At 71.2% G+C, this 20112-nt stretch carries 21 protein-coding genes; 13 read left to right on the forward strand and 8 right to left on the reverse strand.

What is annotated here, in order from left to right:
* Positions 1 to 188 precede the first annotated feature (188 nt).
* Positions 189 to 1316: a transcription termination factor Rho gene (gene rho, locus WAB15_RS37750; protein ID WP_407289359.1), complete on the forward strand. Its 1128-nt coding sequence runs from the start codon at positions 189 to 191 to the stop codon at positions 1314 to 1316.
* A 136-nt stretch (positions 1317 to 1452) separates the two neighbouring features.
* On the opposite strand, the gene WAB15_RS37755 is transcribed toward rho, so the two are convergent.
* On the reverse strand, positions 1453 to 1998 hold the full coding sequence (locus WAB15_RS37755) for a DoxX family membrane protein (protein ID WP_399148574.1): 546 nt from the start codon (positions 1996 to 1998) through the stop codon (positions 1453 to 1455).
* Positions 1999 to 2584: 586 nt separating this feature from the next.
* Positions 2585 to 2824, reverse strand: a complete 240-nt coding sequence (locus WAB15_RS37760; RefSeq protein WP_399148455.1) for a chaplin — start codon at positions 2822 to 2824, stop codon at positions 2585 to 2587.
* A 299-nt stretch (positions 2825 to 3123) separates the two neighbouring features.
* Between WAB15_RS37760 and WAB15_RS37765 the strand changes: the two genes are divergently transcribed.
* Complete coding sequence (locus WAB15_RS37765; RefSeq protein ID WP_399148456.1) at positions 3124 to 3801, forward strand: AIM24 family protein; 678 nt, start codon at positions 3124 to 3126, stop codon at positions 3799 to 3801.
* A gap of 126 nt (positions 3802 to 3927) precedes the next feature.
* Entirely contained in the window at positions 3928 to 4701 is a 774-nt protein-coding gene (locus WAB15_RS37770) for a ribonuclease H (RefSeq protein ID WP_407289079.1), read from the forward strand.
* 24 nt (positions 4702 to 4725) lie between these two features.
* On the opposite strand, the gene WAB15_RS37775 is transcribed toward WAB15_RS37770, so the two are convergent.
* Positions 4726 to 5583, reverse strand: a complete 858-nt coding sequence (locus WAB15_RS37775) for a helix-turn-helix transcriptional regulator (protein WP_399148458.1) — start codon at positions 5581 to 5583, stop codon at positions 4726 to 4728.
* A gap of 147 nt (positions 5584 to 5730) precedes the next feature.
* On the opposite strand from WAB15_RS37775, the gene WAB15_RS37780 reads away from it, so the two are divergent.
* A complete protein-coding gene (locus tag WAB15_RS37780) occupies positions 5731 to 6942 on the forward strand; it encodes an MFS transporter (protein WP_407289080.1) in 1212 nt (403 codons plus the stop codon).
* Positions 6943 to 6993: 51 nt separating this feature from the next.
* Here the strand turns inward: WAB15_RS37780 and WAB15_RS37785 are convergent, their stop codons facing one another.
* Positions 6994 to 7575, reverse strand: a complete 582-nt coding sequence (locus WAB15_RS37785) for a TetR/AcrR family transcriptional regulator (RefSeq protein ID WP_407289081.1) — start codon at positions 7573 to 7575, stop codon at positions 6994 to 6996.
* A gap of 94 nt (positions 7576 to 7669) precedes the next feature.
* Here WAB15_RS37785 and WAB15_RS37790 point away from each other — a divergent pair, with 94 nt between their 5' ends.
* Together WAB15_RS37790 and WAB15_RS37795 are read left to right on the forward strand one after the other, a co-directional pair.
* Positions 7670 to 8749 (forward strand): agmatine deiminase family protein, encoded by a 1080-nt coding sequence (locus WAB15_RS37790; protein WP_407289082.1) that lies wholly within the window; start codon positions 7670 to 7672, stop codon positions 8747 to 8749.
* Between the two features lie 201 nt (positions 8750 to 8950).
* Positions 8951 to 10345 carry a tetratricopeptide repeat protein gene (locus WAB15_RS37795; protein ID WP_399148462.1) on the forward strand — a complete coding sequence of 465 codons (1395 nt, stop codon included), beginning with the start codon at positions 8951 to 8953 and terminating at the stop codon, positions 10343 to 10345.
* Positions 10346 to 10352: 7 nt separating this feature from the next.
* On the opposite strand, the gene WAB15_RS37800 is transcribed toward WAB15_RS37795, so the two are convergent.
* Positions 10353 to 11000 carry a TetR/AcrR family transcriptional regulator gene (locus tag WAB15_RS37800; RefSeq protein WP_407289083.1) on the reverse strand — a complete coding sequence of 216 codons (648 nt, stop codon included), beginning with the start codon at positions 10998 to 11000 and terminating at the stop codon, positions 10353 to 10355.
* A gap of 94 nt (positions 11001 to 11094) precedes the next feature.
* Between WAB15_RS37800 and WAB15_RS37805 the strand changes: the two genes are divergently transcribed.
* Positions 11095 to 11499, forward strand: a complete 405-nt coding sequence (locus tag WAB15_RS37805) for a DUF4345 domain-containing protein (protein WP_407289084.1) — start codon at positions 11095 to 11097, stop codon at positions 11497 to 11499.
* 15 nt (positions 11500 to 11514) lie between these two features.
* Here the strand turns inward: WAB15_RS37805 and WAB15_RS37810 are convergent, their stop codons facing one another.
* Positions 11515 to 12162, reverse strand: coding sequence for a CatB-related O-acetyltransferase (locus WAB15_RS37810; RefSeq protein WP_407289085.1), 648 nt, complete (start codon positions 12160 to 12162; stop codon positions 11515 to 11517).
* A 211-nt stretch (positions 12163 to 12373) separates the two neighbouring features.
* On the opposite strand from WAB15_RS37810, the gene WAB15_RS37815 reads away from it, so the two are divergent.
* From WAB15_RS37815 to WAB15_RS37825, 3 genes are all read left to right on the forward strand, one after another.
* Positions 12374 to 13000 carry an alpha-ketoglutarate-dependent dioxygenase AlkB gene (locus WAB15_RS37815; RefSeq protein ID WP_399148466.1) on the forward strand — a complete coding sequence of 209 codons (627 nt, stop codon included), beginning with the start codon at positions 12374 to 12376 and terminating at the stop codon, positions 12998 to 13000.
* Between the two features lie 164 nt (positions 13001 to 13164).
* Entirely contained in the window at positions 13165 to 13740 is a 576-nt protein-coding gene (locus WAB15_RS37820) for a hypothetical protein (protein ID WP_407289086.1), read from the forward strand.
* A gap of 160 nt (positions 13741 to 13900) precedes the next feature.
* Entirely contained in the window at positions 13901 to 15133 is a 1233-nt protein-coding gene (locus tag WAB15_RS37825) for an FAD-dependent oxidoreductase (protein WP_407289087.1), read from the forward strand.
* Positions 15134 to 15164: 31 nt separating this feature from the next.
* Here the strand turns inward: WAB15_RS37825 and WAB15_RS37830 are convergent, their stop codons facing one another.
* The gene (locus WAB15_RS37830) at positions 15165 to 16091 is read right to left on the reverse strand and encodes an MBL fold metallo-hydrolase (RefSeq protein ID WP_407289088.1); all 927 of its coding nucleotides are present in this window, start codon (positions 16089 to 16091) and stop codon (positions 15165 to 15167) included.
* Between the two features lie 296 nt (positions 16092 to 16387).
* Between WAB15_RS37830 and WAB15_RS37835 the strand changes: the two genes are divergently transcribed.
* The 3 genes from WAB15_RS37835 to WAB15_RS37845 are packed head-to-tail and all read left to right on the forward strand — an operon-like array spanning position 16388 to position 19245.
* A complete protein-coding gene (locus tag WAB15_RS37835) occupies positions 16388 to 16597 on the forward strand; it encodes a ferredoxin (protein WP_399148575.1) in 210 nt (69 codons plus the stop codon).
* The gene (locus tag WAB15_RS37840) at positions 16587 to 17951 is read left to right on the forward strand and encodes an NAD(P)/FAD-dependent oxidoreductase (protein WP_407289089.1); all 1365 of its coding nucleotides are present in this window, start codon (positions 16587 to 16589) and stop codon (positions 17949 to 17951) included. The genes WAB15_RS37835 and WAB15_RS37840 overlap by 11 nt, the downstream gene beginning before the upstream one ends.
* Before the next feature lie 46 nt (positions 17952 to 17997).
* Positions 17998 to 19245, forward strand: coding sequence for a cytochrome P450 (locus WAB15_RS37845; RefSeq protein WP_407289090.1), 1248 nt, complete (start codon positions 17998 to 18000; stop codon positions 19243 to 19245).
* Between the two features lie 83 nt (positions 19246 to 19328).
* On the opposite strand, the gene WAB15_RS37850 is transcribed toward WAB15_RS37845, so the two are convergent.
* Positions 19329 to 20102 carry a CAP domain-containing protein gene (locus tag WAB15_RS37850; RefSeq protein ID WP_407289091.1) on the reverse strand — a complete coding sequence of 258 codons (774 nt, stop codon included), beginning with the start codon at positions 20100 to 20102 and terminating at the stop codon, positions 19329 to 19331.
* Positions 20103 to 20112 lie beyond the last annotated feature (10 nt).

The following is a 20112-nucleotide window of genomic DNA, read 5'->3' on the forward strand; positions in this document are numbered from 1 at the left end:
TCCTGCCCGCCCGTGGGGCGTGAAGTCACCGCCCCCTATCTGCCGGCTCCCCTTGTACCGCCCTACCGCGTACTCACCTACGTACGTCCCGAGAGGACACCGTGACCACCACCAAAACCGCGCCCACCGCGCTCACCACTCACGCCACCAAGCCCACCAACTCCAGCAGCTCCACCAAATCCCTCACTATGACCCGTCCCCGAGTCGACATCGCCACCCCGGCCGCCGGGATCCTGGATATCGCGAACGAGAAACAGGAATTCGGCTTTCTCCGGGCGGAAGGGTGCCTCGCCTCACCCGTAGACATCCGAGTGCCCGCTGCGCTGATCCGCAAGAACGGCCTGCGCAAAGGCGACTTCGTCGTGGGCGGGTGCGGCCGTACGCGGACGCTCACCGAGGTCGAGATCGTCAACGGTCGCCCGCCGGAGGAAATGCGGGGCCGGCCGCATTTCCGTGATCTCACGCCGCTGCATCCACGGCACCGGATGCGCCTCGAAAGCGCGAGCGGCGGTCTGACATCACGCATCGTCGACCTGATCGCCCCGGTCGGCAAGGGGCAGCGCGGACTGATCGTCGCCCCGCCGAAGACCGGGAAGACCGTTCTGCTGCAGCAGCTCGCCGCCGCCGTCGCCGACAACCACCCCGAATGCCGGCTGATGGTGGTCCTGGTCGACGAACGGCCGGAGGAGGTCACCGAAATGCGCCGTTGCGTACGCGGTGAAGTGCTCGCCTCCACCTTCGACCGACCGGCGAAAGAGCACATCGCGCTCGCCGATCTGGCCGTGGAACGCGCGAAACGACTCGTCGAGCAGGGAGAGGACGTCGTCATTCTCCTGGATTCCCTGACCCGGCTCTGCCGGGCGCACAACACCGCCGCCGCATCGGGTGGTCGAACGCTGAGCGGAGGCGTGGACGCCGCCGCGCCGTACGGTCCCAAGCGGCTCTTCGGAGCCGCGCGCCTCGCGGAGGAGGGCGGTTCCCTGACCATCCTCGCCACCGCCTTGGTGGAGACCGGCTCCCGGGCCGATGACTACTTCTTCGAGGAATTGAAGAGCACCGGCAACATGGACCTCCGCCTGGACCGCGCACTCGCGGCAAAGCGGATCTACCCAGCGGTCGATGTCACCGCCTCCGGCACCCGCCGCGAGGAACTGCTGCTCACGGCCACCGAGTTGACGGCCATGCGTCGACTACGTCGGGCTCTCCAGACCGGGGATGGACCGGCGAAATGGGAGGCATTGCTGGAGAAGGTGCGACACACTCCGGACAATGCGACGTTCCTGCGCCAGGTGCAGGCCACCATCCCGGACGCATGACCGACCGATCCATTGTCGCGTAAGCACGCAGAACTACCCTGCGACGCCGGTCGAGTGGCCCCGTGTTCGGTCGAGAACGTCTATCGCGTGGTTCTTTCCAGCGTGCCTCCGGATCGCAGGTGGGGAATTCTCCGGATCACAGGGCCAAGGTGATGGCGGCGCCGATGCCGCCCGCTCCCAGGGCGACGGCGGCACAGGCCCACCCTCCGTCTCTCCAGACGAAGGGACGGTCGAGCGCGAGGCGGCCGGGGCCGATCGCGGCGACCGCGAGGGCGACGACGGCGATGCACAGGGGGTATTCCAGGCCGCCTGACTGGCCCCAGAGGCCCTTGGGGGCGGAGAGCGCCATGGCGTTGATCATTACGCCGATCAGTGCGGCGGCCGCCAGCGGGGTGAGCAGCCCGGCCGCGAGGCCGAGACCGCCGAGAAGCTCCGAGGTCCCGGCGAGGCCGGCGAAGAATTCGCCCGGTCGGTAACCGAGGGCGGCGAATCCCTTTCCGGTGGCGGTGAGCCCGTCGCCGCCGAAGAGCCCGAAGAGCTTCTGGGCGCCGTGGCCGGCCAGGATCAGTCCTACGCTCAGGCGGAGCAGCAGCAAGCCGACATCGGCTGCGGTGATGGGAGGAGACCGGAGTCCGTTGGGCCCGGAGTCGGCGTCCGGACGTGGCTCGGCGAGCAGTTTCATGACGGTGTCGCTTTCCGCACCGGCGCGTTCTGTGGTCGCGGTGCCGAACACCGGCGCCGCGACCACGCGACGCGCCGGTGCGCTCAGGGTGGGGAAAGTCTGGTGGATCGCGAGCCGAATCAGGGGTGAGCGGTGGCGGTGAGAGACGTGCTGACTACCTGATGTGTCGAGATGAAGGTCCGGCCCTTTACAGTCGATCGTGCTACGCAAGGAGGCGCTTGCCTAGGGGTAAATGCGTGAGCTTTCAAATCAGGGCGATGGGATGCGGCTACGTGCCTTACCCATGCAAAGAGGGTAAACGGGGGAAGATTTTAGGGGTAAAGCGGCCTGCGCGGTCGTGGAATTCCGTCCGGGGGAGAACGGGCCGGTCAGCGGTATTCCGATCGACCGATCGACGTGCACGGATCCATTCAGTGCCACGACGTAAAGTCAGCGCCCACGACGTAAAGTCAGTGCCCACGGCACGAAGTCGGTCCCACGACGCGAAGAGCGGGCCCTCGGGAAGGGAAACCGAGGGCCCGCTCGTCCGGCACACGGCGTTCCTGGGCGGGCTGCTCGCCTCGGAACGCCGTGTGCCTGGAAGGCGTCAGTCGTTGACGCAGGTGTTGCCGAATGTGGGGTTCAGCAGTCCGACGATGTTGACGGTGTTGCCGCAGACATTGGCCGGAACATGGACGGGGATCTGGGTGGTGTTGCCGGAAAGGACACCGGGCGAGTGGAGCGATGCGCCCTGTGCGCCGCTGTCGGCAAAGGCCAGGCCGGCCCCGCCGAGGACGACGGCGCAGGCGCCGGCGGTCAGGAGGGCACTCTTGATCCGGTGAGCCATCGATCGGTCTCCCTACTGGTGAAGGAAGCGGCTCCTGGGCGATGCGGCCCCGTAGGAGCGCCTCGCACCACGGCTGTGAGCCGCTCTGTGCGTACACCGATGTCGATTCCCCGCCGAATGCCGCTCCACGGGTACCGGCCCCCAAGATCAGACTTCTAGGTGCTTTCGCGGCCGGAGTTGACGATCTGCCGTACGAACGGGTCCGTGGTGCGCAGCCGAAGACGGGGCAGGAACGCATCGGTTGCCCCCGGCCGTCATATCCGGTTGGTGCGACAGCGACGCGCCCTACCATGACGGCCATGAACAGTGCTCTTTTTGCCTCGGAGAACATGGCCATACCGGCGACCGCGCCCGGTATGACGCAGCAGAACGCGAAGTCGATCAAGTATGCGCTGGACGGCGAGTGTTACGCCCGGCAGGGCGCGATGGTCGCCTACCGCGGTGACCTGCAGTTCGAGAAGCAGGGGCAGGGTGTCGGCAAGTTCCTCAAGCGAGCGGTCACCGGCGAGGGACTGGCGCTGATGGCCGTACGGGGCCGCGGTGAGGTGTGGTTCGCGCATGAAGCCGCGAACTGCTTCATCATCGATCTCGCCCCCGGCGACGGCCTGTCCGTCAACGGCCGCAACGTGCTGTGCTTCGATCCGTCGCTCTCCTACGAGATCAAGGTGGTCAAGGGCGCCGGTATGGTCGGCGGCGGACTCTTCAACTCCGTTTTCAGCGGCCAGGGCAAGCTGGGTGTCGTGTGCGAGGGAAATCCCATCGTCATTCCCGTGTCGCCGCAGTCTCCGGTTTTCGTCGACACCGACGCCGTGGTCGGCTGGAGCAGCAGCCTGCAGACCACGCTGCACCGTTCGCAGAGCCTGGGCTCGATGCTCCGGGGCGGCTCCGGTGAGGCCGTTCAGCTCCGCCTCGACGGCGAGGGCTTCGTGGTCGTACGGCCGAGCGAGCTCCGCCCGGAGAAGGCCGCCGGCAACTGATCGGGCGCGTTGGGGAGCGCGTGCGGAAGGCGCTGCCGACGGCTCCACCGACGGTCCCGCCGACCGGCGCCTCTGCCGACGGGCGCTCCTCGGGGCGCGACTTCGCCCCGCGAGCCGCCGCCTGGCATGATCGCGCGCATGGCTGAACGCGTGATTGCCGCATGTGACGGTGCATCGAAAGGAAACCCCGGGCCCGCGGGCTGGGCCTGGGTCGTCGCCGACGCCGGGGAGACCGTCCTTCGCTGGGAGGCCGGTCCGCTCGGCACCGCGACGAACAACGTCGCGGAGCTCACCGCGCTGGAGCGCCTGCTGACGGCCACCGACCCGGCCGTTCCGATCGAGATCCGGATGGACTCGCAGTACGCGATGAAGGCCGTCACGACGTGGCTGCCCGGCTGGAAGCGCAAGGGGTGGAAGACGGCCGCGGGCAAGCCGGTGGCCAACCAGGAACTCGTCGTACGGATCGACGCCCTGCTCACGGGGCGCGAGGTGGAGTTCCGGTACGTGCCCGCGCACCAGGTGGACGGCGACCGGCTCAATGACTTCGCCGACCGGGCCGCGAGCCAGGCGGCCGTCGTCCAGGAGGCCGCGGGCAGCGCGCTGGGATCCGCGGAGCCGCCGCCCGCGCCGGACGCCGTTCGGCCCGGCGGCGCGCGCCGCCGTACCACCGGCTCGGCGACGAAGACGGCCTCCGCAACCGCTTCCGCGCCCACGGCCGCCTCGAAGACGGCCTCGTCGCCGCGGCGGCGCACCTCGGGCAACTCCACGCGGACCCTCAACGCCAAGTTCCCCGGACGCTGCCGGTGCGGGCGGTCCTACGCCGCTGGCGAGCCCATCGCCAAGAACCCGGACGGCTGGGGCCACCCGGCGTGCCGCTCCGGTGTGGGGGGCGCGGCATAGGGCTGTCCGAGGGCCGGGCCGAAGTCAGCCGCCGTCCCCGGTGAGCCTGTGCACCGCGGCCTCGGTGTCCGTGTCGTCGGGGAGGTAGCACAGGAAGTGATGCCCCGGCTCGTCGAGGTCGGCCAGCTTCACATAGCGCAGGTTCAGAGCGCCCGCCCCGGGGTGTCGGAAGCGGCGGACCGCGGGCTGGTAGACGGCCGTCTCCCGCCGGCCGTACCAGCGGGCCGCGTCCGGGTCCTGGGTGATCTCACGGATGATCTCCGCATACCGCCGGTCCTCCGGACGGCGGGCGGCGGCGGCACGGAACCGGCCCAGGAGACCGCGCGCTTCGGCCTCCCAGTCGGCGAGCAGGGTACGCGCCGGCGGCCAACGGAACACCAGCCACGGCAGGTTGCGCCGCTTCGGGGGAAGGCGCGCGGGGTCGGTGAGCAGTGCGGCGTAACCGGCGTTCCAGGCCAGCAGGTCCCAGTGCGGGTCGATCACCACGGCGGGGTTCGGCGACACCGACTCCACCAGGGACAACAGGTTCCGTGAGACATAGCCCGGCGGGGCGCCGGCCGGCACGGCCTCCTCGACGAACGACAGGACGTGCGCGGTCTCGGCCCCGTCCAGGCACAGCGCCCGCGCCACCGCGCGCAGCACCTGCTCCGACGTACGGACCCGCCCCTGCTCCAGCCACGCGTACCAGGAGCTGCTGATACCGGCCCGTTCGGCCACCTCGTCGCGCCGCAGGCCGGGGGCGCGACGGCGCGGAGCGACCGGCAGCCCCAGTTCCGCGGGCGCCAGCCGCTCCCGGCGCGAGCGAAGGAAGGCGCCGAGCTCCTTGCGTGACGTACTCGCCGGGCCGGGTCCCTCGCCGGCCGGCCGTTCCCTGACGCTCATCGCGTCGACTTCCTTTCTCGTAACGCGCGTCGTTCCAGCTCAAAGTGTGAGTGATGGTGATCGCTTGGCGATCAAAAGTGGACGGCGGGGGTGGTGGGCTGGCTGTACAGAGCCCGGGAAGGCGCCGGGCGCCGAAGGGAGTCCCCCGTGTTCAGCGACCGCTCCGTGTCCACCTCCTCGCCCACCGGGCCCGCCCAGCCCACCGAGCCGGTGCCCGCGCTGCCCGCTCGTTCGCTCCGGCTCCTGCGGGCCGCGGGCCTGATCAGCAACTTCGACCGGTTCTGCATCGCCCCGATGCTGCTGATCATCGCCGACCGACTCGGCGCGGATCTGTCGAAGGTGGCGCTCGCAGCGGGCGGCTACTACCTGGCGTACGGCCTGATGCAGCCGGTCTGGGGTCTGGCCGGCGACCGGCTGGGGCGGATCCGTGTGATGCGGTTCTCCCTCGCCGCGGGTTCGCTCGCCGCGGTGCTCTCGGCGCTCGCCCCGAACGCCGAGACGCTCATCGTGGCCCGTGCCGTCTCCGGAGCCTGCTTCGCCGCCTGCATCCCCGCCTCCCTGAGCCATATCGGCGATGTCGTACCCGCCGAGCGGCGCCAGCGCCCGCTCACCGATCTGATGACCGCCTTCGCCCTGGGCACGGCGCTGGGCACGGTCGTGGCCGGTGTGCTGGCGCACTACGTCAGCTGGCGCGCGGTCTTCCTGCTGCCCGCGCTGCTCGCCGGGTACCTCTCCCACGCGCTGCGCCGGCTCCCCGAACCGGCGCGCACCCCCTCCGGGGCCGGCCTGCTGACCCCGTTCCGCATCGTCCTGACCACGCGGTGGATGTGGTACGTCATGGCCGTCGCCCTGCTCGAAGGAGCCGTCATGCTGGGCTTCTTGACGTATCTGGCACCGGCGCTGGAGGCCCGGGGCGTGCCGGCCGCGGTGGCCGGGGCGGTGTCGGCGCTCTACGGTGTGGGCGCCATGGCGAGCGCACAGCTGGTCAAGAAGCTGGTGGGCCGGTGGAGCCCCGCCATGCTGATCGCGGCGGGCGGGGCACAGGCCGCCGCGGCCTACGCCCTCGCGACGGTGAGCCGGTCCGTCCCGGCCCTGGGGGTCGCCGCGCTGCTGCTGGGCACCGGCTGGTCGTTCCTGCACACCACGGTCCAGTCGTGGGCGACGGCGGTGACTCCGACGGCCCGGGCGACCGGCGTCGCGATGTTCGGCGTCAGCCTCTACGGCGGCAGCGCGCTCGCCGGCAGCCTGACGGCGAGCGCCGCCGCCCACCATGAGTACGGCGCGATCTTCGCCGCCGCCGCCGTGCTGACGATTCCGCTGACCTTCGCGGCCGCTGTCGGGCGTGCCCGTTGGCGCTGATGCCCTGTCAGACGACGGGATCGGGGGCGCGGGGACGTGCCGGTCTCCCGGTCACCTCGCCCGTAGTTCCGCCTCGATGCCGCCGCGGAGCAGCTCGTGGGCGCGCTGCAGCGAAGTGGTCCCGCTCAGCCAGCGTTCGCTGAGGCCCTCCACCAGAGCGGTGAGCCGTTCGGCCGCGGCGTACGGGTCGGTGGCGGTGTCGGTGCCGGCCGAACCGGCCGTCTGCACCTGGCCGATGAGCTGGGCGAGGTCCTCGACCCAGTCGCGGGTCGCGTCCGCCAGCAGCTCCCGCAGGTCCGGGTCGAAGACGGCGGTGGCGCGCAACTCGCCCCAGGCCGCGCTGTTCTCCCGTACCTGGGCGATGTCCTGAAGTTCCAGCAGCAGCATGTCGGTGAGCTGGGTTCGCGGATCGTCGGAGGACTCCAGGGCGGGGTCGGTGTAGCGGACCGCGCGCCGGCTGATGAACTCCAGGGTCCGCCGCAGCAGCCCGGCGCGGTCCTTGAAGTGGTAGTAGATCAGCGCGGTCGAGACGCCGGCCTCGGCGGAGACCTCCTCGACGCGCAGCCCGCGCACACCGCGCCGGGCGATCAGCCGGGCGGCGGCTTCCAGGATCTGGGTGGGCCGGTCCGGCATCACGTACTCCCGAGGTCCAGAAGAAAGGTCACTGTGTCGGCTCAGATCATGCCCTAGAATCATCCTGACCAAATTTTCAGTCAGGTGGTTGATCGTGGGAATATCCAGACGTCAGACCCTGCAAGCAGCGGCCGTGGCCGCCTTCGGCGGGATCGGCTGCGCACGGCCGGCCGACCGGCGGCGGTGGTGGCCCGACGAGTCCCGGCCGCACGAGCTGACCTACATGGCCTGGCCCACGCGCCGGATCTGGGGGTCGGCCACCGACGGCGTACGCGAGGACATCGCACGCATCGCGCGGGCCGTCGCCGACTTCGAGCCGGTGACCCTGCTCGCCAACAGTGAGGAGGTGAAGGCGGCTCGGCGGGCGTGCGGATCCGGGGTGGAGGTCGTCCCGACCCCGGTGGACGACCTGTGGATGCGCGACACGGGGCCGACCTTCGTACGCGGCGCCGACCGGATCGCGGGCGTCGACCTCAACTTCAACGGCTGGGGCGGCAAGCAGGAGCACGCCCGCGACGGCCGGGTCGCCCGGGCCGTCCTGGAGGACGAGCGCATCAAGAGGATCAAGGCGCCGATCACCGCTGAGGGCGGGGCGTTGGAGACCGACGGCCGGGGGACGCTGCTGGTGACCGAGAGTTCCCTGGTCAACGACTCCCGCAACCCCGGCATGTCGCGCAACGCCATCGAGCGGGCGCTCAAGGACCTGTTCGGCGTCACCACGGTGATCTGGGTGAAGGGCGTCCTGGGCGAGGACATCACGGACTACCACATCGACGCGCTGGCACGCTTCAGCGAACCCGGCGTGGTGGTCATGAGCACACCGCCCGAGCAGGCGCCCAGGGACGTCTGGACCGCGGCCTACGACCAGGCCCGCAAGGTCCTGGACCGCGCCGTCGACGCCCGGGGGAAGCGGCTGGAGGTCGTCGAGCTGCCGGAGCCGGTGGACATCGGTCGGCGCGGGGACGGATTCCTGGCCTGCTACGTCAACTACTACGTGGTCAACGGCGCCGTCATCATGCCCCGTTTCGGTGACCGGAAGGCCGATCGCCGGGCCGCGTCCATCGTGCGCGACCTGTACCCGGGCCGAGAGGTCGTCCCACTGCCGGTGGACCACCTCGGCGAGGGCGGAGGCGGCATCCACTGTTCGACCCAGCAGATGCCCAGGGTCGGCTGAGGGCGGTGCGGGAGGCGTTCGCTCGCGGATCGGTCCCGGGGACGCCGTTCGGCCATTCGGGTGAGGGGGCCTGACGCGCGTCTCCGGCACGGGGACGATGGCCGGATGCGTGAGCGCCTCGTCCCCGGAGCGGTGGCCTGCGCTTCGCCCGCAGCTGAGCGGACCAGCCCGTCCGGCACCCATGCCACACAGGAGGTATCCATGACCACGGACCGGCACGGCCACACGATGACCGACACCGGCGCCGATGCCGTCACCCCTTACGAACAGGCCCTGGACGACCTGCTGTTCTTCCGCCCCCAGATCATGGAGACGGCCAAGTCCGTGCTCGCCGCGGCGCCGCGCTCCGTGATGGGGCAGAGCCTGATGGCGTATCTGGGCGTGCTGGGGACCGAGGAGAAGGACGCGGCCGCGGCCCGCGAGGCATTCGTCGACTTCCGCTCCGGGCTGGACACCGAGCGGCTCACCCGCCGCGAGCGCATGCACCTCGCCGCCGCCACGGCATGGCTGGACGGCGACCTGCACGGCGCCGGCCGCATCCTCGGCGATATCTCCATCGCCCATCCGCGCGATGCGCTGGCGCTCTTCGTCGGGCATCAGCACGACTTCCTCACCGGCGACGCCGTACGCCTGCGCGACCGTGTCGGCGGAGCACTGGACGCCTGGGACGAGGACGACCCCCACCACGGGCCGCTGCTCGGCATGTACGCGTTCGGCCTGGAGGAGTCGGGCCACTACGAACGCGCCGAGGAGGTCGGCCTGGCGGCCGTCGCGCGGCATCCACGCGATGTGTGGGCGATCCACGGTGTGGTCCACAGCTACGAGATGCGCGGACGCTTCACCGACGGGATCCGCTTCCTCGACGCCCGTACCGACGACTGGTCGAGCGGCACCCTGCTCACCGTCCACAACTGGTGGCACTACGCCCTCTACGCACTGGAGGCCGGCGACGGCGCCCGGGTGCTGGAGATCTACGACTCGGCCATCCACCACGACGGTTCGGCGGGCATGGCGATGGGACTGCTGGACGCCGCGGCCCTGCTGTGGCGGCTGTACCTGGCCGAGGACGTACACAGCGCACGGTGGGAGCGACTCGCCGACGCCTGGGAGCGCCGCCAGGACGGCCCGCACTACGCCTTCAACGACGCCCACGCCGTCATGGCCTATGTGGGGGCGGGCCGCATCGCCCGGGCGCAGCGCCTCGTCCAGGACCGGGAGCGCTGGCTGGCGGCCGAGCCCGCCGGGGCCAACCGCGCCATGACCGCCCGGATCGGCCTGCCGGTCTGCCGCGCGCTGATCGCCTACGGACAGCAGGACTACTCCCTGGCCGCCGATCTGCTGCTGCCGGTCCGCGACCGTCTGCACACCTTCGGGGGCAGCCACGCCCAGCGCGACGCGATCCAGCGCACCCTCGTCGAGGCGGCGCTGCGCGCCGGCCGTTCCGAACTGGCCCGCACCCTGCTCAGCGAACGCATCCAACTCCGCCCGGTCTGCCCGTACAACTGGGCGGCCAAGGCCCGGCTGGAGGACCAGCTGGGCGACCCGGCGCGGGCCGCCGCCGCCCGCGAACGCGCCGCCGCACAGGCGTCGGCCTGAGGGGAGTTCAGCCGCCGGCGCGGGTCTCGTGGCCGGCGCCGGTGTCCGCGCCCCGGCGCCCGGCCAGGAGCGGACCGAGGTCCATGACCGGTTCGAGCGCCCCCAGCAGAGCACCGACACACATCTCGCGCAGCTCGGTGCGGGAGAACGTCTGATGCGTCAGCCAGTCCACGCAGAGGGCGCGGACGAACACCAACCAGCTCATCAGCGCCGCCGACACCAGGTCACCGGGGCCGTCTTGGAGGGCGGTGGTATCGAGCAGGCGCTGCCGCAGCACGGCCAGTTCGTCGGTGATGACGGCCTGGATCACGGGGTCGCCGGCGAGCACCCGGTTTGCCGCGAGCACGGTGTTGCGGTGCGCGACGAAGTAGTCGATGTGCGCGTCGAGTCCGGCGGCCAGCTGCTCGGCCACGGGCCCGGACGGATCGAGGTGGGTCGCGGCCAGCAGCCGGTCCGCGGCCTGTCGGTAGATGGCGGCGAACAGATCGCGCTTGTTGGGGAAGTAGCGGTAGAGGAGCGCGCGGGAGATACCGGCGCTCTCGGCGATGTCCTCCATGAGGACCTCGTCGTACGGCTTCGCCGCGAAGAGCCGCGCTCCGACGTCGAGCAGCTGGTCGCGGCGCTCGGCGGGATCGAGTCTGCGGCGCGTGGTCACGCCGCACAGCCTACTTGCTTGACATGTGTCTACTAAGGTCCCTACTTTCGCCGTTAGTAGGCAGCTGTCTACTAGGCGAAGGGGTGGTCGGATCATGGTCAGGCTTCTCAAGTGGCTGGTGCTGGTCATGGGGATCGCCTGTGTGGCGATCGGCGCCGTCCACCTCGCTCTCGGGATCGGCTCGGTACCGGGCGAGGGCTCGGCCGGCGCGACCGTCGACAGCCGGGAGCGCTTCTACGGGGCGGTCTTCCTCGGGTACGGCCTCGCCTGGATCTGGGCGGCCCGGCAGTCGCCGGTCCCGTCGACGGCGGTGCGGTGGCTGGCCGGCATCCTCCTGCTCGGCGGAGCCGGCCGGCTGCTGTCCCTCGCCGTCCACGGTCGGCCGCAGTGGTTCCAGCTCGTTCTGACGGTCATCGAACTCGCCCTGCCCTGGCTGTACTTCCGCCTGTCGACCGCCGACGAGAAGGCGGTGGCGGGGGCGGCCGGACGGGACCGGTGAGACCGTCCCGGGGGGTTACCGCGGGACCGGGGCCGCGGCCTCGAGGTCGTCGATGCTGCCGGACATGATCGTGCGGAGGTGCTCGGTGAGGTGCTCGAGGGGCCAGTCCCACCAGGCGAGGGCCAGTAGGCGCGCGATGTCCTCGTCGCCGTAGCGGCGGCGGATGAGCCGTGCGGGATTGCCGCCGACGATGCCGTAGTCCGGCACGTCGTCGACGACGACGGAGCCGGTGGCGGTGATCGCTCCATGGCCGATGCGTACACCGGGCATCACCGTGGTCCCGTTTCCGAGCCAGACGTCGTTGCCGACCACGGTGTCACCGCGGCCGGGCAGGCCGGCGATCAGATCGATGTGCTCGGCCCAGGAGCCGCCGAGGATCGGGAAGGGGAACGTCGAGGGGCCGTCCATGCGGTGGTTGGCGCCGTTCATGATGAACCGCACGCCCTCGGCGAACGCGCAGAACTTCCCGATGACCAGCCTCTCCGGCCCGTAGTGGTACAGCACGTTGCGGGTCTCGAAAGCGGTCGGGTCGTTCGGATCGTCGTAGTAGGTGAACTCCCCGACCTCGATCAGCGGCGAGGTCAGCAGCGGCCTGAGCAGCACGACCCGGGGCTGCTCGGGCATCGGGTGAACCACGGTCGGATCGGCGGGAATTGCCGGCATCGGAGATCTACTTCCTTCACGCGCGGGGGAGCCCTCGGTGAGGCTCCACGGTTGCTCGCTCCATGATCGCAATTCGCGCCACCGGGCGTGGCGGCGGCTCCGCGCGCTTCCGGCGCCGAAGCGGCACGGCCGGATGCCCGGACCCGACGACCGGGGCCGCTACAGAACGCACCACAGAACATTCATTCGATTATCTGGGTACGCTGGCAGCATGGGCACGCATCTTCAGGGCTCGCTCTTCGACCAGACCGACGACATCCGCCTCGGCCCGCTGCACGGGCTGCGCCGGACCGAGCTCGGCGACGGGGCCTGGATCGATCTGCTGCCCGGGTGGCTGAACGGGGCGGACGCCCTGTTCCTGCGGCTCGCCACCGAGGTGCCCTGGCAGGCCGAGCGCCGGCAGATGTACGAGCACGTGGTGGACGTACCGCGGCTGCTCGCCTTCTACCAGGCCGACGACACCCTGCCGCACCCCGTCCTGGACGAGGCCAGGGACGTGCTCTCCACCCACTACGCCGCCGAACTCGGCGAACCCTTCACCACGGCCGGCCTCTGCTACTACCGCGACGGCCACGACAGCGTGGCCTGGCACGGCGATCGGACGGGCCGCAGCCGGCATACGGACACCATGGTCGCCATCCTGTCCGTGGGCGCGCCGCGCGACCTCCTGCTGCGTCCGCGTCGCGGTGGCGGCTCGGTGCGCAAGCCCCTCGGGCACGGCGATCTCATCGTGATGGGCGGCTCCTGCCAGCGGACCTGGGAGCACGCGATACCCAAGAGCACCCGGGCGGCGGGGCCGCGGATCAGCGTGCAGTTCCGGCCCCACGGCGTGCGGTGACCACGGCGCCCGTTTTCGCGACAACTTCGGCCCCTCGCTGGCCGAAAGCGAGCACAGGCGGAACGCGGTGGCCCCATGAGTCGTCCTCCCGCACGCATCGTTACCGGTGTATCGAATGCGCTGCACCGGATTTCTCCGTACCGAAATTCTTCTGGAGGTATGTCATGCGACGGTTGGGGACCGCGGCCGCGGTGTTCGTGCTGGCGGGCGCCGGGGTGCTGGGCACGGCCGGGGCGGCCGGCGCCGCGACCGGGCCGGTCGGCACGACCGCCCCGGCCACGACCTGCGCGACCGGCTGGGGCAGCGGCGTCAAGTCGGCCACCGGCGCCAACGCCGAGCCGCTGAAGGGCGTCAGGACCGGCCGGCACGCGTGCTACGACCGGATGGTCTTCGACATCGGCGGCGCGGCCGGCAAGGTCGGCTACCACGTCGGTTACGTCGACGCGTTCCATCAGGACGGCTCCGGCCAGCGGATCCCGGTCGGCGGCGGCGCCATCCTTCAGGTCTATGTTTCCGCGCCGAGCTACGACCCGTCGACCGGGAAGCAGAGCTATGCCGCGGAGGCCGGCAAGCCGCTGCCGGGCGTGGACCTCACCGGCTACCGGACGTTCAAGGACACCCGGTTCGGGGCGAGCTTCGAGGGACAGACCCAGGTCGGCCTCGGTGTGCGCGCCAAGCTGCCGTTCCGGGTCCAGCAGTCCGGTCACCAGCTGATCGTGGACGTCGCGCACACCTGGTGACGAAGCCCTCCGGCGAGCCGGCCCGCCGCAGCTCCCGCCGGGTCGCGAAAGCGGATTCGCGATGGCGTCCTGGTATGCGGGTATATGTCGCTGAGTGCCGGTGCCCGCAGGGGCGCCGGTGCGGCGGATGCCGGGCGGCCACCGGAGAGGAGCGGTTGCGATGGAGCGGACCACCTGCTGCGTGGTGGGCGGCGGCCCCGCCGGGATGGTGCTCGGCCTGCTGCTGGCCCGGGCGGGGGTGGCGGTCACGGTCCTGGAGAAGCACGGGGACTTCCTGCGCGACTTCCGCGGCGACACCGTCCACCCCTCCACCCTGGCGCTGCTGGACGAGCTGGGGCTGAGCGAGCGGTTCGCCCGTCTGCCGCAGCGGCGGGTGAAGACGGTTCAGCTGCCGCTCGGGCGGGACCGTGCGCTGGTCACCGTCGGCGACATCGGCGCGCTGCGCGGCAGGTTCAACTACATCGCGATGGTGCCGCAGTGGGACCTCCTCGACCTCCTGGCGGACGAGGCCCGGCGCGAGCCGTCCTTCTCGGTACGGATGAGCACCGAGGCGACCGGCTTCCTGGTCGATCGCGGCCGGGTCGCCGGGGTGCGCTACCGCACGTCCGACGGCCGTACCGGCGAGCTGAGGGCCACGCTCACGGTCGCCTGTGACGGACGGGGCTCGCTGGCCCGTCTGCTGCCCGAGCTCGGACTGCACAGCTTCGCCTGCCCGATGGACGCCTGGTGGTTCCGGCTGCCGCGGCGCGCGGGCGACCCGCACGGACTCGTGGGCGGTGTCGGCGACCGACTGCTCGCCGCCATGATCGACCGCGGTGACTACTGGCAGTGCGCCGCGCTGATCCCCAAGGGCACCGACGCCGAGCGCCGCGCCGCCGGCCTCGCACCGTTCATGGCCAACTTCACCACCGCCGCCCCATGGCTGGCCGACCGGGTCCTGGCGCTTCGGTCCTGGGACGAGGTGAAGCTGCTCGACGTACGGCTCGACCGGCTGCGGCGGTGGCACCGCCCGGGGCTGCTGTGCATCGGCGACGCCGCGCATGCGATGTCGCCGGTCTTCGGCATCGGCATCAACCTCGCCGTCGAGGACGCGGTGGCCGCCGCCCGGCACCTCGTCGGGCCGCTGAGTGCGGGCCGTGTCGGTCTGCGCGACGTACGGGCCGTCCAGCGCCGCCGGTGGCCGACCACCGCCCTGACCCAGTCCCTGCAGCGGCTCGCCCACACCCGCGTCATCGGGCCGGTGCTGGCCGGGGAAGCGCCGTTCGGCAACCCCCGGCGGGCGAAGCGGATGGCCGAGCTGGTCACCACCTCGCGGTGGCTGAACCGGGTACCGGCCTACTTCCTCGCCTACGGCGCCGTACGCGAGCGCCCACCGGCCGCCTCGGTGCGGTGAACCGCCGCTCCGAAGCCCCGCCTGCCGGCGCTCACCAGCGCACCGCGGTGAAGTCGATCGGCCGCGGCTCCAGTTCGCCGACCCGAGCCGCCAACTGCCGCATTCTGCGGTCCATTCGGGCGGCGTGCAGCCGCTTGCGGTCGCCGTGGCCGGGCAGCAGCCACTCGAAGCGGAGCCGGTCGACCGTACGGGCCAGGGACGCCGCCAGCTCTTCGATGGAGTACCAGGTGACGCTGTCCGCCACCTCGATGTCGCCGGTCGACCGGGACCAGTAGAAGCTGTCTCCGCTGAAGCAGTACCGCTCGTCGACGACGTAGAGCACGCTTCCCCTGGTGTGGCCCGGGAGCGGATGGGCGAGGACGCCGTCGGCGATCTCGGCGGTGTCGGTGCCGCGCAGTACGCGGTCGGCGTCGGGAGCCGCCGCGAGGTCGCCTTCGTGGATCCACAGCCGGGCGCCGAAGCGGTCGGCGTACCGGCGGCCGTGCGCGGCGTGGTCCTGGTGGGTGAGCAGGACATCGGTGACGGGGCCGAGAGCCTCGTACCGCGAGGCCAGTTCCTCGCTCCAGCGCGGGGTGTCGACCATCATCTGGGTCCCGGAAGGACGCCGTACCAGGTAGGAGTTGGCCGCGGCGGTCTGCGGCGAGTTGTGGCCGCACAGGTGCACCGTGTCGTCGGTGTCGTCGAGGGGCTGTGGGAACGGGTCCAGCGAGGTGTCCAGCCGTCGGGCGGGGTGGCGGATGGAGCGGGAGTGGCAGGCGAACGCGGCGGCGTGCAGTTGGCGTTCCTCCGCCTCGTCGCGCGGCTGACGCAGGATCCGGGACCGTCCGTCGACCTCGCCGATCAGCGTCGGCGCGAGCTGCCTGGCGACGTCGCAGTTGTTGCAGCGGTCGTCCACGTACCAGTCGGTGGCCGAGGTTCCTTCGGCCGCTAAGGGGTGGGCGGTGTGTTCAGCGTCCATGGTGCGACTCACTTCTCGGGTGTTCGGGGGTGGCGGCGGGCGTTCCGATCTTCCGCCTTCGTGGCAAAAGGGTGCTCAGTGGGCGCGAGAAGCGGAAGGGGGGTCAGGTCTTGTTTCTTCTGGTCGGGGCGTCTCTCAGCGGCTGCCGCACGGGCGGAGGGACATGCCCATGACAGCCACTCCGCCACCGTGAGTCACCACTCCGACGGCCCGGCACCGCCTGCCCCCCCACGGGGATCGGCAGTAGGACGGAGGTGGTGGGACAGGTGTGGCCGCGGGAGGAGTGGATGCTCGGGATGAACGTCGTCGTCGACCTCAATCGCTGTCAGGGCTACGCGCAGTGCGCGTTCCTCGCCCCCGCGGTGTTCGCGATGCACGGCGAGGAGGCCCTGATGTACACCCCGGTCATCCCGGAGGACCAGCTCGAACGGGTACACCGGGCCGCGGCGGCGTGCCCCGTGCAGGCCATCCTCGTCGGCGAGGAGGCGGGCACCGGTGCAGGGTGAACTCCGCGACGGCCGGATCGTCGTCGTCGGCGCGTCGCTCACCGGACTGCGAGCCGCCGAGACGCTGCGCTCGGAAGGCTTCGGCGGTTCGCTGACCCTGATCGGGGAGGAGCCGCAACCCCCCTACGACAGGCCACCGTTGTCCAAGCAGGTGCTGCTCGGCAGGGTGCCGGCCGACCGCACCGGCCTGCCGCGGCGCCGGGAGATCGACGCGGAGTGGCGACTGGGCGTGCGGGCCACCGGCGTCGACCCGTACGGGAAGCGGGTGCTGCTCGCCGACGGTGCCGGGGTGCCCTTCGACCGGCTGCTGATCGCCACCGGAACCCGGGCCCGCCCCTGGCCGGACCCGGCCGAGGCCGCCCTGGACGGTGTGTTCACCCTGCGCACCAGCGACGAGGCCGGCCGGCTCGCCGAGCGACTGGCAGCCGGGCCGCGCCGGGTCCTGGTCATCGGCGCCGGCTTCACCGGCTCGGAGATCGCCTCCGCCTGCCGGGAACGCGGCCTGGAGGTGACGGTCGCCGAGCGGGGGCCGGCGCCACTGGTCGGCGCGCTCGGCGGCACGCTCGGTGCGCTCGCCGCGAGGTTGCAGCGCGCCCACGGCGTCGATCTGCGCTGCGGAGTGACGGTCACCTCCCTGGAAGGCAACGGGCGCCTCACCGGCGCACGGTTCTCCGACGGCACACGGGTCGAAGCCGATGTCGCCGTGGTCGCCCTGGGCGCGGTCCGCAACACCGAGTGGCTGGCGGAGTCGGGACTCGCCGCGGGCCCACGAGGGGTGACCTGCGACGCGGGGTGCCGCGCCTTCGACATGTACGGGATCGTCACCGACGACGTCTTCGCCGCCGGCGATGTGGCCAGGTTCCCGCACCCGCTCTTCGAGTATCAGCTGCTGTCCCTGGAGCACTGGGGCAACGCGGTCGCGCAGGTCGAGGTCGCCGCCCACAACATGGTCAACCCCGGGCCCCGCAGACGCCCGCATCTGTCCGTCCCGGCCTTCTGGTCCAGCCAGTTCGGCCTCAACATCAAGTCGGTCGGCGTCCCCACCTTCTCCGACCAGGTGGTCATCGCCCAGGGGTCGCTCCAGGAAGCCCGGCTGGTCGCCGTCTACGGCTACCGGGGGCGCGTCACCGCCGCGGTGAGCGTGAACCAGGCCAAGTCCCTGGAGCACTACGAGCGCATGATCGAGACGGCGGCGCCGTTCCCGCCCGGGCCGGGTTCCCCCGACCAGGTCGGCCGCATGGCGCCGGCCCCCTCCGACGTACCGGACCCGAAAGTGCTCTCGCACGGTCCGACCGTCGCCCTCACCGGTCATCTGCCGGACCGGCGCCTGACCCTGGTGCGCCCGGCCCGCTGAGACCCGCCACTCCCTAGCGACGCAGAGCGATGAGGAGCCCCCGCCCATGGCCTCGGACACCCTGTTCCACCGGATCACCGACTACGCCGGCCGGGCCGACCCCTATCCGCTCTACGCCGAGCTGCGCGAGGCGGGGGTGGTGCGCCAGGAGGACGGCAGCTACCTGGTCGGCACGTACCACGAGATCACGGCGCTGCTCCACGACCCGCGGATCAGTTCCGACCGCCGCAAACGCACCACGCCGGAGGGCGCCGGGACGGGAGCCGGGGAGCAGCTTCCGCCGTCCTTCATCGGGCTCGACGACCCCGCCCACCACCGGCTGCGCGGCCTGGCGATGCGACCCTTCGGCCCCCCGCACACCCCGGGGCGGATCGACGCCATGCACGGGGAGATGGCCCGGATCGTCAAGGAACTGCTCGCCGGCGTCGGGGACAAGGACCGGATCGACGTGGTGGACGACTTCGCCTACCCGCTCCCCGTCACCGTCATCTGCCGGCTGCTGGGCGTACCGACCGAGGACGAGCCGCAGTTCCGGCAGTGGTCGGACGTCATCGTCGCCGGCTTCGACCCCACTCCCGGCGAGGATCCCGCGGAACGGGAGCACGCCGCCCTGGAGGCCCGCAAGGCGATGGGGCTGTATCTGGGCGGGCTCGCCGAGCAGCGCCGCGACCAGCCGTCCGACGACATGCTCTCCGCGTTCGTCAACGGCGCCGGCGAATGCGCCGACCAGCAGCTCACACCGCTGGAGATCATGACCACCTCGGTCCTGCTGCTCATCGCGGGCCACGAGACGACCGTCAACCTGATCACCAACGGCGTGCTGACCCTGCTGCGCCACCCCGACCAGCTGGCCCGCCTGCGCCGTGAACCCGCGCTGATGCCGCCGGCGGTCGAGGAGCTGCTGCGCTACGAGCCGCCGGTCCAGATGCTGCCGCAGCGCACCCCGCTGGCCGACATCGAGGTCGCGGGCGTCACCATCCCCAAGGGCGTTCCGCTCGTCCTGGTGCTCGCCTCCGGCAACCGCGACCCGCTGCGGTTCCGCGACGCCGACCGCTTCGACCCGGCGCGCGAGGACAACCAGCACCTGGGGTTCGGCAGCGGCATCCACAGCTGCTTCGGCGCACCGCTCGCCCGTCTGGAGGCCCAGATCGCCCTCACCGAACTCATCCGGCACCTCGACGACCCCCGGCTGATCGAGGACCCGCCGCCGTACCGGCGCAGCCCCGTGCTGCGCGGTCCGCGCCATCTGCTGATCGCCCGCGACGGCAAGGCGTCGGCGGTCGGACAGCGCTGAGGTCCCCGACGGAAATTCCCGCCGGGGACCTCATAGCCGTTTTCGAAGTACCGCGGATATTCGGCTGCTTCGACTTCTCGCGGTTATCCGGCCGTTCCGAAGTCCTGCGTCCAGTAATAGCCGGGCTGGGCCAGACCGACGCCGATCTCCTTGAACGAGCAGTCCAGGATGTTGCGCTTGTGGCCGGGGCTGGACATCCAGCCCTTCATCACGCTCTCCGGTGTGGAGTATCCGTAGGCGACATTCTCGCCGTACGTGCTCCAGTTGTAGCCGGCACGCTGGATACGGTCCTCCGGAGAAGATCCGTCGGATCCCGTGTGGGACATGTTCCGATGCGCCGCCATGTCCTTGCTGTGATCCTGAGCGGCCTTGGTCAGCTGCGCATTCACCTTCAGCGGCGAGCACCCGACCTTGCTGCGCTCGATGTTGACGAGTTCCACCACGCGGGCGGTGGCCGAGGAGGATGCCGGAGCGGCGGTCCTCGTGGCGCTCGGCGCCGGGGCGGGGGCCTTGGTGGGTACCTTGGTGGCGGTCTTGGTGGGCGTCGCGGTCGGCGCCTTGGAGGGGGCCTTGGTGGGCGTCGCGGTGGGGGTCTCGGTGGCCTTCGCGGTCGGCTTCGCGTGCCCTTCGCCGTGCCGCGACCGGTGGTGCTGGGACCGATCGTGCTGCCGGCCGTCAGGGGACTCGTGCTGCCAGCGCTGGTGGGACCCGTGCTGCCCGCGGTCATGGGACCGGACGCGCTCGTCCCCCTGATCACCGAAGCACGCCATGGCGACGGAGGGCACACCCACGGCGCCGACGGCGAGAGCGGCGATGACTATCTTCCGGCGGTGCCTCGTCTTGCGGTGCTTGCTCATCCCTGACCTC

This window comes from Streptomyces sirii (assembly GCF_045690365.1).
GTDB classification, from domain to species: Bacteria; Actinomycetota; Actinomycetes; order Streptomycetales; family Streptomycetaceae; genus Streptomyces; species Streptomyces sirii.

Bases quoted from the DNA above. Each gene is read 5' to 3' on its own strand.
- WAB15_RS37835 (WP_399148575.1), top strand. From the start codon at position 16,388: ATGAACGTCGTCGTCGACCTCAATCGCTGTCAGGGCTACGCGCAGTGC.
- WAB15_RS37785 (WP_407289081.1), bottom strand. From the start codon at position 7,575: ATGCCGGACCGGCCCACCCAGATCCTGGAAGCCGCCGCCCGGCTGATC.
- WAB15_RS37815 (WP_399148466.1), top strand. From the start codon at position 12,374: ATGGGCACGCATCTTCAGGGCTCGCTCTTCGACCAGACCGACGACATC.
- WAB15_RS37755 (WP_399148574.1), bottom strand. From the start codon at position 1,998: ATGAAACTGCTCGCCGAGCCACGTCCGGACGCCGACTCCGGGCCCAAC.
- WAB15_RS37825 (WP_407289087.1), top strand. From the start codon at position 13,901: ATGGAGCGGACCACCTGCTGCGTGGTGGGCGGCGGCCCCGCCGGGATG.
- WAB15_RS37795 (WP_399148462.1), top strand. From the start codon at position 8,951: ATGACCACGGACCGGCACGGCCACACGATGACCGACACCGGCGCCGAT.
- WAB15_RS37770 (WP_407289079.1), top strand. From the start codon at position 3,928: ATGATCGCGCGCATGGCTGAACGCGTGATTGCCGCATGTGACGGTGCA.
- WAB15_RS37765 (WP_399148456.1), top strand. From the start codon at position 3,124: ATGAACAGTGCTCTTTTTGCCTCGGAGAACATGGCCATACCGGCGACC.
- WAB15_RS37760 (WP_399148455.1), bottom strand. From the start codon at position 2,824: ATGGCTCACCGGATCAAGAGTGCCCTCCTGACCGCCGGCGCCTGCGCC.
- rho (WP_407289359.1), top strand. From the start codon at position 189: ATGACCCGTCCCCGAGTCGACATCGCCACCCCGGCCGCCGGGATCCTG.
- WAB15_RS37810 (WP_407289085.1), bottom strand. From the start codon at position 12,162: ATGCCGGCAATTCCCGCCGATCCGACCGTGGTTCACCCGATGCCCGAG.
- WAB15_RS37845 (WP_407289090.1), top strand. From the start codon at position 17,998: ATGGCCTCGGACACCCTGTTCCACCGGATCACCGACTACGCCGGCCGG.
- WAB15_RS37830 (WP_407289088.1), bottom strand. From the start codon at position 16,091: ATGGACGCTGAACACACCGCCCACCCCTTAGCGGCCGAAGGAACCTCG.
- WAB15_RS37850 (WP_407289091.1), bottom strand. From the start codon at position 20,102: ATGAGCAAGCACCGCAAGACGAGGCACCGCCGGAAGATAGTCATCGCC.
- WAB15_RS37775 (WP_399148458.1), bottom strand. From the start codon at position 5,583: ATGAGCGTCAGGGAACGGCCGGCCGGCGAGGGACCCGGCCCGGCGAGT.
- WAB15_RS37820 (WP_407289086.1), top strand. From the start codon at position 13,165: ATGCGACGGTTGGGGACCGCGGCCGCGGTGTTCGTGCTGGCGGGCGCC.
- WAB15_RS37805 (WP_407289084.1), top strand. From the start codon at position 11,095: ATGGTCAGGCTTCTCAAGTGGCTGGTGCTGGTCATGGGGATCGCCTGT.